This is a genomic window from Megasphaera sp. AM44-1BH, assembly GCF_003467125.1.
Lineage (GTDB): Bacteria > Bacillota > Negativicutes > Veillonellales > Megasphaeraceae > Megasphaera.
Window position 1 is genome coordinate 69,478 of record NZ_QSFA01000006.1, and the last position, 12,660, is coordinate 82,137.

Consider the following 12,660-nt stretch of genomic DNA (forward strand, 5'->3'; position numbering starts at 1 on the left):
TATGGAATACATTCTCTATTTTCTACAATTCGATACGCCTGTGCATTTCGGTTGTGGCGAAGAGGGCGGCAAGTTAGAAAAAAGTACACTCCATTACCGGGCCGATACACTTTTTGGTGCATTATGTTGTGAACTGGCGGCTATCGGTGATGCAGGCGGACTCGCATCTTTATATGAAAAAGCGTCACAAGGACATTTGCTTTTTTCTGATCTGCTTCCCTTTGTAAAAGAAGACGATGAACTGCATTTATTTCTTCCCAAGCCGATACTTACCATAGAACATAATGAAAAAGAACCGGTTGCATCCTATCAGCAGTTCAAGACAAAAGCGACACAGCAGAAATCATTAAAAAAGATGGAATATGTCCGCGCCTCCGAATTAATGACCTATCTAAAGTCGCTGGGGGGCGGCCATTACGGAGGTTGGGAACAACCAGATACAGGACAAAGCCATATGGTGACACGCGTCCATTGTTCTACAGGTGCAGAGCCTCTACCTTATTATGTCCATGAAATCACACTCCCCAATGAAGCTGGACTTTATGGTATTCTAGGCTATGATGATGAAGAAGACGGCGAATGGGTATTGGCATTGATGGAACAAATGGGAGTCAGTGGTATTGGCGGTAAACGCAGCAGTGGCTACGGAAAGTTTCATTTTGGTGATGATCCAATCTATATGGATCAAGACGGCTGTTATACTGACGATGCCGTGTTGTATGCATTGCTTAAGGCAGACGATGCAACGAACTATATGAATCTTTCTGTTTTGCTGCCACAGTCAGAAGATATACCGGCTGTCCAGGGGGGACAGTATACACTGTGTAAACGGAGTGGTTTTTTGACTCCTGAGGGAATGACAGCTACGAAAAAAGAAGATATTTACATGATTCAGGCTGGCTCTTGTTTTTCAAGAAAAATAACTGGCCAGATTGCCGATGTGTCATCAGGTAGTCTGCATCCAGTTTGGCGTTATGGAAAAGGATTGTATGTGGGGTTGAGCTTATGATGTCAATAAAAAAATGCGAACATAAAATGTATGAGCTGACCTGCATTGCTCCTGTGCATATTGGTAATGGAGAATCGCTCAAACAGTTCGAATATATTCATGAGAAAAATAGAAATGAGGAAAAGGTTTATTTTCTTGATCAGAAAAAATGGATGAGTTATCTTATGCGTCACCAGTGGATTGATGACTATGCACAAGAGGTCCTTTATAGACGCTGCGTACTGGGGCAATGGCTACGTAATAAGACTCATACATCAAATTTGCGTCCAGTTATACGGGAAATATGCAATTCTTATGCAGACGTATATACGACTAAGGAGTCAAAAAAGCATGTCAATGATATCATCCGTCAGGTTAAGACTATAGATGGAGTTCCTTATATTCCCGGCAGCAGCCTCAAAGGTGCCATGCGTTCGGCCATTTTGTTCCATTGCATACAGCAGAATCATTCAGTGTATCAGCCATATTGGCAGGAACTCAAACGGGTCATGATGTCGGGTGATAAAAGAAATATTATCAATCGGAATATCCAACGGATTGTCCGAAAGATGGAACGCCAGACCTTTGGCAAATTGAACCCGAAACTGGACCGGCCAAATGATGCGTTAGAAAGCATAATGCGTGGTATATTGGTCAGCGATGCCATGATGACAGAGAAAAAAAGGGACACTATCGTGCTGGAAAAGTACGATATTAGTAAGAAAAGGGGCAAGTCTATTGATCCGCACACGGTTGCGTTATTCCGGGAATGTATTCCTGCCGGAAGCAAATTTCGCTTTTCTATTATTATGGATACAGATATGACCAACCGTATAGGCCTGATATCACTGGATATGCTCTGGCAATGGGTGAGAGATTATATTCAATTTGGCCTGGAAGTACAGCAGTCCGTCTTTGGTAGGCAATACAAAGCCGAATTCAAGGAAAGCCAGCTGGCAGATCTTCTGATTGGTGGCGGGACAGGTTTTTTCTCTAAAACTGTTTATTATGCACTGGCTCCCGAAAGAGAAGGAAAGCAGGTGTTGGCTTCCTTTTTCGATCATGTATTATTTTCCACATGGAACCGGCAGACCAGACGGAGAGAACCGGCTCATCATCACCAACGCGATGATGATGTACTGACACCGCGCACCTTGAAACTCGCTTATACAGGTGGTGACCGTTGGATTCTCGGACTAGCGGCGGTAAAGGAAGTGGCAGGATGCTGAGACTAGCCGAATGCGTTCTTACCTTTCCTGAAACTATTAAGGTCCATCCGGAAATGGGGTCTGTTTTTCATGGTGCGGTGATGGAGCGCATTAAAGCAGATAGTGCAGAGCTCTATCATCACATGACGCTGCGTCCATACAGCCAGGCCGTTTACTGGGATGCAGAACGTCGTTTACCTGTCTGGCGCTTGGGTTTTCTTACGGATGAGGCCTATGAACGGATTTTCCAGCCTATTTCGTCCTGCCATTCTTTACACTTGAAGCAAAAAGGCATAGATGTACAGTTAGGAAAATTCACCATAATAAAAGAGACTGATTATGAAAAACTGGCTAAACAGTACATCCGGCAGGAAACGGCACCAGGTGGCGCCGTGTGGCATATACGTACGGTCATGAGCTTTAAAAAAGACGGACGCTATGTGATTTTGCCTGATATCCGGCTTATCTATCAGAGCCTCTTACAGCGATGGAATACGTTTTCTCCTGAGACCAGGCTGGAAGAAGATAGCCTTTTGGATCAGCTGACGAATCACTGTCAGCTTACACGGTATCAATTGCGATCACAGACATTTTCTGTTAATGGCAGTACGATTTATGGTTGCAGTGGTCAGATGCATTATCGCTTTTTTGGATTTGATATGCTGAAACGGATTCAAGGGATATTGACTGCCTTTGCCCCTTATGCAGGCGTCGGAGTCAAGACGGCACTGGGAATGGGATCCGTCAATACAACTATTGATTAGAAAGGGTGACTCTTATGCGGATTTTATTTTCCCCGGTCGGCACGACTGATCCTGTACGAAACTGCCGGGATGGGGCATGTCTTCATATTCTGCGCTATTATCAGCCGGACCATGTTGTTTTATACTACACGGCTGAAATGGAAGAACGTGAAAAACAAACTCATATGTATACCCTTGGTATTGAACATGTACAGCCGGGTTGCCCTGTGAGTGCCATTTGTTCCGGAATCAAAGATGCTCATCTGTTTGATTCCTATCTTCATCATCTGCCACAGTCTGTATTCCATGTACACCAGATGTATCCTGATGCGGAAATCCTGCTCAATTTGAGTTCCGGGACACCGCAAATCAAGGTTATTCTGGCTATCATGGCGACTGAATACGATTGGTGCCGTGGAATACAGGTGGCATCACCAGAAGGCCGTTCCAATGTTCATACGGTACCTGTTCAAGATAAAGAAGACGTAGAAGAAATGCTGCTATGCAATGAAGATGATGAACCGGGTGCTATAAATCGATGTGCAGAACCGAATCTTAAAATACTGAGATTATATCGTGAAAAACATGAAATCATGTCACTTGTACATCGATACGAATATGCTGGTGCTTGGGAATTTTGCAAAGGCAATCCGGAAATTCCAGATGACACAAAGAAACTGATTAAATTTGCTATGTACCGGGCTGATTTGCAGACCAAAGCAGCACAGCAGATTATGCGTAAATATTGTGGGCAACATCTATTCCCCTTCTCACATGAAGCGGAAAGTTTGGTAGAATATTTGCTGACTATGCAAATTCATCAGGAAAAAGGTCAATATGCCAGCTTTATGGTACAAATATCTCCATTTTTATATGAACTGTTTCTCTACTATGCCAAACAGAACTTGACCATTCCTGTCGTGCAATACCTTGAACGAGATAGGGGAAAGAAAGTGCTTAAACGCTCGACACTGGTACACAAACCTATGGGACCGGAATTACTTGAATTTCTTGATGAGGCATTTAAAACTCCGTACAGGGATGGAGAGTTGTCCTTTATTTTGTTGTATTATATTTTTGTATTTGCATTAACAAAGGATGGAGCGATTGATGGAGAAAAGCATCGGGATTTCATGAATGATCCATTGATGAATCCAGAAAACAAATATATAGATGAATTACGAAAATTACGGAACAATACGGCTCATGAAATAGTCAATGTATCAGCAGATACAGTAAAACAGCGGACCGGAATGAATCCATCGGATATTATGCAATCTTTCTGGCATCTGCTTTCTGTTATACTGGGTTTACAAGTAAATAAACAACGCAGTGCTTACAGACAACTCAACCAATGGATTGATCAATCTTTGTTGCCAGGAAAATGAGGTAACTATGTGGGTCATGCCGTTTCAGGTTGTTAACAGTTTTGTCGTGCTGTATCTATTTTTTATAGAAAGTATATGATATAATAAGGGCGGATTTTTGAGAAAAAACGCATAAATCCGCCCCGATGTGATAATCATGCGGGTTAACAGAGATTCTGAAGATGAGTATCACTGAAAATGTTATACAATCAAGAAAATCAGAATCCGCCCCGCAAACCGCCTCATAGACCTGCATAAACACAGGCTTCGTAAGGGGTGCTGTAAATTACCTTAATCCCCGCAAGGGGACGGAAACCTCAATTCCCTTTTTGCTATAAAGGGAATTTTCTACTAGTAAATTACCTTAATCCCCGCAAGGGGACGGAAACGTACAAGGCTTTATGGTCGATAGTGACGGCCTTGTACTCGTAAATTACCTTAATCCCCGCAAGGGGACGGAAACTTGATTTAAGGCTCTTACTATCGGGGGCCATCGCCGGCTTTGTAAATTACCTTAATCCCCGCAAGGGGACGGAAACTGGTAAGGTGAGTTCTTCGAACTTCCCTTTATGGAATTGTAAATTACCTTAATCCCCGCAAGGGGACGGAAACGGACTCTAATCGTAATCGATTCATAGTTTGCTTTGAGCCGTAAATTACCTTAATCCCCGCAAGGGGACGGAAACGTACGAACGACAGAACAAACAAAACAAACAAAATTACGAACGTAAATTACCTTAATCCCCGCAAGGGGACGGAAACAGGAGGAAAATAATATGGCTAAAATCACAGAAAATTCGTAAATTACCTTAATCCCCGCAAGGGGACGGAAACGGTGGTATGCCCATAATTTTTTGTGTTTTTTAATCCTGAACGTAAATTACCTTAATCCCCGCAAGGGGACGGAAACAATTTCTTTTGTTACTGCATTTTTTAAAACTGCTGTCTGTGTAAATTACCTTAATCCCCGCAAGGGGACGGAAACGGGACACGTCAACCGAGCAATGCAAGTACCTGCAACGTAAATTACCTTAATCCCCGCAAGGGGACGGAAACGAGGAAGGGAAGCGTACGCATACCAGTATTTTTTGCCACGTAAATTACCTTAATCCCCGCAAGGGGACGTTTTTTTTGTAATGGACATTACAATTTCCTTTTATGAGTGGTTGCTTTGATCCTCAAAGGGAAGTTACGTGTTGTATAGTTGAACTGTCAACTAATTTTACGGACCAGGAAAGGAGGGCGCATGCAATGAGTGATACGGCTATCCGGGAAGCGATGGATTATGAAAAATAATTTACCACCAATAACGAGCTGAAATCGGCCTATTGGGAGCATGGACGTACCATGCGTGACATTGCTTCGGCCCTTTACAGCCGGGAAAAGATTGACCAGGAACGCGGTGAAAAGGTTGGTGATAAAGCTGGGAGGCAGGCACTCAGTGCGTTGCTTCAAAAACTGCTGCAAGAAGGCAGGACAGAAGACATCAACCGCGTCTTGCAGGATAATGAATATCAGGAGAAATTACTGCAAGAATATCATTTAAAATTAGATTTTGTAAAAGGCCCGTAATCATGCGAATCTTTTTTATTCTGATAGATTTCACTGAGGTAAACGAATAATAAACGGGGGGATTACGGTTTTATCTTATGCTTACCTACGAACTATCCCTTCCCACTAACCACCAGCCATCGGCACTAGCCACTATCTGCTTTCCCACCCGGCCTACGACCTTGGCAATTCTTCCTGCCAAGTAAAAGTACTTGACAGACGGGCGGTCTTACGGTATACTAGCAAAGTACGAATTCACACGGGGCGGTGAGGCGATGATTGAAGATGTTGTACGCAAGGGCAGGCTTCTCGATATTTATGGGCCGCTTTTGACGGAACGGCAGCGCCGCTGTATGGAGATGTATTTCAATCTGGATCTGTCTCTTAGTGAAATCGGAGAAGAGCTTCACATTTCACGGCAGGGAGCCTATGATATGCTCAACCGGGCGTCCCGGTCGCTTGAAGGATATGAAACGAGGCTGGGCCTGCTGGCCCGTACAGATGCCATCCGGGAGAAAATCGATACGGCTGTATCGCTTCTGGAATCGGGTACGAAGCCGGCACAGGAACAGGCTGAACGTATATTGAAAGAGATTGAGTTATAGTATTATGAATCAGAAGAGGAGGTCCACTGATGGCATTTGAGAGTTTGTCCGAACGGTTCCAGGCAGCGTTCAAGAAGCTGCGCGGCAAAGGTAAGCTTTCGGAAGAAGATGTCAGCGAAGCGCTAAAAGAGATGCGCCGTGCCCTCCTGGAAGCGGATGTCAATTTTGCTGTTACCAAGGACTTCATCAAGCGTGTCCGGGAGAAAGCCGTCGGCGAAGAGGTGTTTGGCAGTCTGAATGCATCGCAGACAGTCATCAAAATTGTCCGCGATGAGCTGGCCGAACTCCTGGGCGGTACGCAGAGCCGTATTGCTATGGCCAGCAAACCGCCTACAATCATCATGCTCGTAGGGCTGCAGGGCGCCGGCAAGACGACGACAGCGGCCAAGCTGGCGAAGAAGCTGCGTGCCCAGGGCAAGAATCCGCTCCTGGTAGCGGCGGACGTGTACCGGCCGGCTGCTATTACCCAGCTGCAGGTACTGGGACAGGATCTGGATATTCCCGTCTATACGGAGGATGGGAGCAAGGATCCCGTTGCTATTTCCCAGCACGCCATTCCCTACGCCCTGAGTCATCTGAAGGACGTAGTCATTATCGATACGGCCGGGCGTCTCCATGTCAATGAAACGCTCATGGATGAACTGGTCCATATCAAGGAACAGGTCAAGCCCCATGAAATCCTGCTCGTCGTCGATGCCATGACCGGTCAGGATGCCGTAACGGCGGCATCGGCCTTTGATAAGGCGCTGGGCATTGATGGCATCATCATGACCAAGCTCGATGGCGATGCCCGTGGCGGCGCGGCCCTTTCTATCAAGGCCGTGACGGGAAAACCGATCAAGTTCATCGGTGTCAGCGAAAAGCTGGACGGTCTGGAAGAATTCCATCCCGACCGCTATGCATCGCGTATCCTCGACCTGGGCGATGTGGAAACGATCATCGAAAAGGCACAGGCTGCCTTTGATGAAGAATCCATGGCCAATATGAAAAAGGCCATGAAGAGCAACAGCTTTACCTTTGATGATTTCCTGGCCCAGCTGAATATGGTCAAGAAGATGGGGAATATGAGCAGTCTGGTCAGCCTGATCCCCGGGATTGGCAAGTATAAGAAAGAAATCGATAAAATCGATATGGATGGCAAGGAGTTCAAGCGCATTGAAGCCATCATCCAGTCCATGACGGCCCAGGAACGGGCCAGTGCCAATCCGAAGCAGCTCATCAAAGACAGCCGCAAACGCCGCATTGCCAAGGGAAGCGGTACGCGGGTGCAGGATGTAAACCGCCTCATCAAGCAGTTTACGGATATGCAGAAGATGATGAAGCAGGCCAAGAAAATGCAGAAAAACAAACGGCGGGGCTTCTTGCCACGTCTTCCCTTTTAGAGGCTTCGAATGAAGCAAAAGTCCATATAAGGAGGTGATTTTCATGATTAAAATTCGTTTAGCTCGTTTAGGCGCAAAGAAAAAACCGATCTATCGCGTCGTTGTAGCTGATTCTCACGATGCCCGTAACAACGGTCGTCCTGTTGCTACTCTGGGCATGTACGATCCGGCCAAAGGCGCTGACTGCCTGACGGTAGATGCTGAAGCAGCTCTGTTCTGGCTCGGCAAAGGCGCACAGCCGACTGATACCATTCGTTCTCTCTTCAAAAAAGCCGGTATCATGGCTCAGTTTGAAGCATCCAAAAAGTAAGTGAGGCTGGATACGATGGAAGAATTGATTGCTTGTATTGCCCGGTCTCTCGTACGGAAACCGGAAGCAGTAACAGTTACAAAGATTCAAAAGAAAGGCCTCGAAGTCTATCAGCTTCATGTAGCACCGGAAGATATGGGCAAGGTCATTGGCAAACAGGGTAAGATTGCCAAGGCCCTGCGCCTTGTCGTCAAGGCGGCTGCAGTGAAGGCTAACAAAAAAGTATCAGTGGATATCGTATAGGAGGAACCATGGATCAGATTACGTTGCGTGTACCGGTGACTGTCAAGTCCAAAGTTACACAGGCACTGAAAGACAAAATCATCAGAAATGCTGATCAGGCGTTGAGCGATATCGATCGTGAAGCTCAGAATCTGGAATTCCAGGCTAAGCGCATGATGACCGAACAGGCCAAAATCGACGCACAGGGTTTGATATCTCTTCGTGCACAAGTGGAAGAACAGAAGCAGCACATTGCCGCTGCCAAAGCGAAAGCCCAGCACGAACGCGAACAGGCGGAACAGCTCGAAATCGGATCCGAAATCCGGCAGGGAACGCTCGAACAGACGGTCGTTGTCAAAGTCGGTGACGATCTGGGCAAACTCATGGGCACAGAAATCTTGCTCGAAGACGACAAGATCATTGCCTTCCGCCAGTAATACGATGACGGGTATGGATTTCTATACTATCGGTCAAATAGTTGCCCCGCACGGTGTGCGGGGTGATGTTCGTATTTATCCCGATACGGATTTTCCCGAACGATTCCTGCATATGAAGTATGCGTACATCGATGGCAGGCGCTATGAAGTCAGGGCGGCACGGTTTCACAAGCATGTCGTCCTCATGAAGTTTGCCGGCGTCGATGACCGCAATGCCGCCGAGCTCCTGGTGCATAAGGAGCTGCAGGTGCCGAGGGAGGATCTGATGCCGCTGAAAGAAGGGCAGTACTATGTCTTTGATATTATCGGCATAGATGTCTACGATCTGGAAGGCCGGCTTCTGGGTAAAGTGACGGACGTTCTGAAAACAGGAAGCAATGACGTGTACGTGGTAAACGATGACGCCGGCAATGAGCTCCTGTTAGCGGTCATTCCTGATGTAATCCGCTCTGTGGATATCAAAGCGAAAAAGATGGTGGTAAATCCGCCAGAATGGATTGACGAATGAGAATCGATATAGTTTCCTTATTTCCTGAATTTATAGAGGCTTTTTATCAGCATAGCATCATTGGCCGCGCACGGGCACAGGGGCTTCTGGAGCTGGATGTGACCAATCCCAGGAGTTTCGTCTATGACCGGCACCGCATGGTAGACGATACGATTTACGGCGGCGGCTGCGGCATGCTGATGAAGGCAGGCCCGCTGTTTGCAGCCGTAGAATCGGTGCGCAGGGATGTGCCCCGGCGGCGTATCATCCTCATGGGACCGGCCGGCTCGACCTTTGATCAGGCCAAGGCACGTGAGCTGGCTTCGTATGACCAGCTCATTTTGTTGTGTGGTCATTATGAAGGCGTGGATTACCGGGTAGAACAGTATCTGGCCGATGAAACGATTTCCATCGGTGATTTCGTCGTGACAGGCGGCGAAATGCCGGCTATGATCATTACCGATGCCGTTGCCCGCATGATTCCCGGCGTTCTGGGATCGGCTGGCAGTGCTTCGGATGATTCGTTTTATCATTCCCTGCTGGAATACCCGCAGTATACGAAACCGGCTGTTTTCCGCGGTCATGCCGTGCCGGAGGTACTGCGCAATGGCGACCACGCAAAGATTGCTGCCTGGCGGCGCGAACAGTCGCTGCGCCGTACGGCAGAAAAAAGGCCGGATCTGCTTTCAGGCTGTCCTCTTTCGGATACAGACCGCATGATACTGGAACGCATACAGAAGGAAATGGAATGATGAAATCACCACTTTATATCGGGCTCGTTCACTACCCGATTTATGATAAAAATTTTAACGTCATTGCGACGGCCATTACTAATTATGACCTTCATGATATTTCCCGGTCGGCCCGCACCTATGGCGTGAAGAAATATTTCATTATCCACCATGTCGAAGCACAACTGGATATGGTGCGTAAGATCATCGATTTCTGGCGCAGTCCTGTAGGAAAGAATTATAATTCGTATCGCACAGAGGCTCTCGACATTCTCGACATCCGTCCCTCCATCGGGGCGGCGGTCCAGGCTGTCACCGAGGCAGAAGGAAAAAGGCCCTATGTCGTGACGACCGATGCCAGGACCTACGCCAATACGATTTCCTACAAGGATCTCCGCCGCAAGAGAGAAGAAGAAGATACTCCTGTCCTGCTGCTCCTTGGTACAGGATATGGCATGACAAAAGAAACGATGGAACAATTTGATTTTATCCTGGAACCGATTTATGGTGCAGGGGATTACAATCATCTCTCCGTTCGTTCGGCCGCGGCAATCATTCTCGATCGTCTGGCTGGCGAGGACTGGTGGAACTAAAAAAGGAGAAACTAAGATGTCCGGACATTCCAAATGGGCGAATATTAAACGTAAAAAAGGCAAAAACGATGCGATCCGCGGCAAAATCACGACGAAAATCAGCCGTGAAATCACCATTGCCGTACGTATGGGCGGTGCAGACCCGACGGGCAACATGCGTCTGAAACTGGCTCTGCAGAAAGCAAAAGAAAATAATATTCCGAAGGATAATATCAAACGAGCTATCCAGAAGGGTGCTGGCGCAACAGAAGGCCAGAATTACGAAGAAATCACGTACGAAGGCTACGGCCCGGCCGGCGTCGCCGTCACGGTCAATGTCCTCACGGACAACCGCAACCGTGCAGCAGCCGCTGTCCGTCATGAATTCAGCAAACACGGCGGCAACCTCGGTGAAACAGGCTGTGTATCGTGGATGTTCAAGAATCAGGGTATCTTTATCGTATCCAAGGAAAACGCGACAGAAGATCAGCTGATGGAAGTAGCTCTCGATGCTGGCGCCGATGACGTCAAGACCGGCGATGAAGAATTTGAAATCATCACGTCTCCTGAAGCCTTTGATGATGTAGAAAAGGCACTGGCAGACAGTGGCATCGAAACGGAACATGCCCAGATTACGATGGTACCGGATAATACCATTGCTCTCGGCAGTGAAGATGCCAAGAAGCTGGAAAACCTCATCGATGCTCTCGATGAAATCGATGACGTACAGGACGTGTATCATAACGGGGAACTTCCCGACGACGAAGAAGAATAAAAAATGGCAGCTTGCAGATATTCTCTGCAAGCTGCTGTGTATACTATGGGGGTGCTGTCTGTGCGGCACCCCCTATATTGATGTGCGGATCGGTATCATAGAAAGCGGGCAGGAGAGCCGGACACTATTAGTAGGTCGAAAATGTCTGCAGGCACTGCTGCATAGAGGAAAGGTACAACTCTTTCGTGCTGTCATCGGCTGTCAGGGTCAGGATATACAGGCTGCTGCCCGACAGGAGAAGATAGCGTTCGGTGTACAGGTTGATGATCTGATTTCCCAGATAAAAGCGCTGTGTGTACGTCAGAGAGGCCGCCTGATGCGTCCCGATATGGGTCATACCCGTATGGATATCCCGTATGGCCGGGTCTTTCTTCAGTATGCGTTCATAAGCCTGCCAGCTTTTCTTCAGATAGGCTTTTTGTCTGCCTGGAGGTACGGGCTGGTTCTGTTTTTCTTCAGAAATCTGGATGCAGAGCCGTCCTTCGGGCTGTACGGCTGCCAGGTGTATTTCCGGCCGTGGCGGAGTCGTCAGGGAAAAACCGGCGGGAAGCGAAAGGGAGATTCCCAGTCCGTCATCGTGCCATTTTCGGGTCTGGTCCGGGGAAGAGTCAGCTGGTGTAGCAGACGGCTGATGTGCGGCGGCCTCTGCCGGCCCTGCTGCCACAACGGCGATACAGAGGCACAGGGACATCATCCAGAGCCATGAGAGGTTCCGTTTAATCCAGTTTTTTTTCATAATACCGTAAGGTGACTGGCAGGATGCCATTCAGCATAGCCTTTCCTGTACTGACCAGTTCGAACCCCATGTTTTCGTAGAGGTGGCTGGCCGGGATATTATCGATATTCGTATCGAAGCGCATGACCGTACACCCCCGGGAACGGGCCAGGTCCTGAGCGAACTGTACCATTTTCCTGCCGATGCCGCGGCGGCTGTGACCGGGAAGCACGCAGAGCGTATGGAGCACCAGCACCTGCCCGGGGGCTGCCGCATACCGCCAGGGCTGGAGCGCGTATTCCGCGTCCTGGTTGTGATTGAGGAGCATGCTGGCCAGGAGTGTGCCGTCTTCATCGCGAAGGACGTACAGCCAGCCTTCAGAGGCTCCTTTTTCGGCTACGGCACGGGTGGGATACGTCCCCCGCAGCCAGTGTGTCCGGTCACGATGGGAATCGAAATAATCGAACAAGGCTTCGTAGCTCCGGGCCACATCGTCGATGTCGCTGGCTACGGCTTTTCTGATGGTCATAGACATCACCCTTTCTGTCAGTAAGATACTTTCAGCAT

At 47.9% G+C, this 12,660-nt stretch carries 16 protein-coding genes and 1 CRISPR repeat array; of the genes, 14 read left to right on the forward strand and 2 right to left on the reverse strand.

All coding sequences use genetic code 11. The features are described 5' to 3' along the window. Nucleotide 1: 1 nt before the first annotated feature. The 14 genes from DW949_RS05950 to DW949_RS06015 all read left to right on the forward strand — a co-directional run bounded on the left by DW949_RS05950 (nt 2) and on the right by DW949_RS06015 (nt 11,378). Complete coding sequence (locus DW949_RS05950) at nt 2–1,009, forward strand: RAMP superfamily CRISPR-associated protein (RefSeq protein WP_118022325.1); 1,008 nt, start codon at nt 2–4, stop codon at nt 1,007–1,009. Beyond that, complete coding sequence (csm5, locus tag DW949_RS05955) at nt 1,006–2,217, forward strand: type III-A CRISPR-associated RAMP protein Csm5 (RefSeq protein WP_118022326.1); 1,212 nt, start codon at nt 1,006–1,008, stop codon at nt 2,215–2,217. Before DW949_RS05950 ends, csm5 begins: the two co-directional genes overlap by 4 nt. Next, nucleotides 2,211–2,960, forward strand: a complete 750-nt coding sequence (cas6, locus tag DW949_RS05960; protein WP_118022327.1) for a CRISPR system precrRNA processing endoribonuclease RAMP protein Cas6 — start codon at nt 2,211–2,213, stop codon at nt 2,958–2,960. Before csm5 ends, cas6 begins: the two co-directional genes overlap by 7 nt. A 14-nt stretch (nt 2,961–2,974) precedes the next feature. Beyond that, on the forward strand, nt 2,975–4,327 hold the full coding sequence (locus tag DW949_RS05965) for a hypothetical protein (protein ID WP_118022328.1): 1,353 nt from the start codon (nt 2,975–2,977) through the stop codon (nt 4,325–4,327). Between the two features lie 260 nt (nt 4,328–4,587). Further along, nucleotides 4,588–5,436: direct repeats of the CRISPR family, unit length 35 nt; unit sequence GTAAATTACCTTAATCCCCGCAAGGGGACGGAAAC. 217 nt (nt 5,437–5,653) lie between these two features. Further along, nucleotides 5,654–5,878, forward strand: coding sequence for a hypothetical protein (locus DW949_RS05970; RefSeq protein WP_118022329.1), 225 nt, complete (start codon nt 5,654–5,656; stop codon nt 5,876–5,878). A gap of 254 nt (nt 5,879–6,132) precedes the next feature. Next, nucleotides 6,133–6,462: a YlxM family DNA-binding protein gene (gene ylxM / locus DW949_RS05975; protein ID WP_118022330.1), complete on the forward strand. Its 330-nt coding sequence runs from the start codon at nt 6,133–6,135 to the stop codon at nt 6,460–6,462. A gap of 29 nt (nt 6,463–6,491) precedes the next feature. After that, nucleotides 6,492–7,844 carry a signal recognition particle protein gene (ffh, locus tag DW949_RS05980; RefSeq protein ID WP_118022331.1) on the forward strand — a complete coding sequence of 451 codons (1,353 nt, stop codon included), beginning with the start codon at nt 6,492–6,494 and terminating at the stop codon, nt 7,842–7,844. 43 nt (nt 7,845–7,887) lie between these two features. Next, nucleotides 7,888–8,154: a 30S ribosomal protein S16 gene (gene rpsP, locus DW949_RS05985; RefSeq protein WP_118022332.1), complete on the forward strand. Its 267-nt coding sequence runs from the start codon at nt 7,888–7,890 to the stop codon at nt 8,152–8,154. A gap of 15 nt (nt 8,155–8,169) precedes the next feature. Then, nucleotides 8,170–8,397 carry a KH domain-containing protein gene (locus DW949_RS05990; RefSeq protein WP_118022333.1) on the forward strand — a complete coding sequence of 76 codons (228 nt, stop codon included), beginning with the start codon at nt 8,170–8,172 and terminating at the stop codon, nt 8,395–8,397. A gap of 8 nt (nt 8,398–8,405) precedes the next feature. Continuing rightward, complete coding sequence (locus DW949_RS05995) at nt 8,406–8,813, forward strand: YlqD family protein (RefSeq protein ID WP_059075949.1); 408 nt, start codon at nt 8,406–8,408, stop codon at nt 8,811–8,813. Between the two features lie 4 nt (nt 8,814–8,817). Continuing rightward, the gene (gene rimM / locus DW949_RS06000; protein WP_118022381.1) at nt 8,818–9,321 is read left to right on the forward strand and encodes a ribosome maturation factor RimM; all 504 of its coding nucleotides are present in this window, start codon (nt 8,818–8,820) and stop codon (nt 9,319–9,321) included. After that, complete coding sequence (gene trmD / locus DW949_RS06005) at nt 9,318–10,052, forward strand: tRNA (guanosine(37)-N1)-methyltransferase TrmD (RefSeq protein WP_118022334.1); 735 nt, start codon at nt 9,318–9,320, stop codon at nt 10,050–10,052. The genes rimM and trmD overlap by 4 nt, the downstream gene beginning before the upstream one ends. Then, nucleotides 10,052–10,624 carry an RNA methyltransferase gene (locus DW949_RS06010; protein WP_118022382.1) on the forward strand — a complete coding sequence of 191 codons (573 nt, stop codon included), beginning with the start codon at nt 10,052–10,054 and terminating at the stop codon, nt 10,622–10,624. Before trmD ends, DW949_RS06010 begins: the two co-directional genes overlap by 1 nt. A gap of 16 nt (nt 10,625–10,640) precedes the next feature. Next, the gene (locus tag DW949_RS06015) at nt 10,641–11,378 is read left to right on the forward strand and encodes a YebC/PmpR family DNA-binding transcriptional regulator (RefSeq protein WP_118022335.1); all 738 of its coding nucleotides are present in this window, start codon (nt 10,641–10,643) and stop codon (nt 11,376–11,378) included. Nucleotides 11,379–11,505: 127 nt separating this feature from the next. Here DW949_RS06015 and DW949_RS06020 read toward each other — a convergent pair whose 3' ends face one another. Together DW949_RS06020 and DW949_RS06025 are read right to left on the reverse strand one after the other, a co-directional pair. Beyond that, on the reverse strand, nt 11,506–12,144 hold the full coding sequence (locus DW949_RS06020; protein WP_118022336.1) for a hypothetical protein: 639 nt from the start codon (nt 12,142–12,144) through the stop codon (nt 11,506–11,508). Further along, nucleotides 12,095–12,622: a GNAT family N-acetyltransferase gene (locus tag DW949_RS06025; protein ID WP_158570645.1), complete on the reverse strand. Its 528-nt coding sequence runs from the start codon at nt 12,620–12,622 to the stop codon at nt 12,095–12,097. Before DW949_RS06025 ends, DW949_RS06020 begins: the two co-directional genes overlap by 50 nt. Between the last annotated feature and the right edge of the window lie 38 nt (nt 12,623–12,660).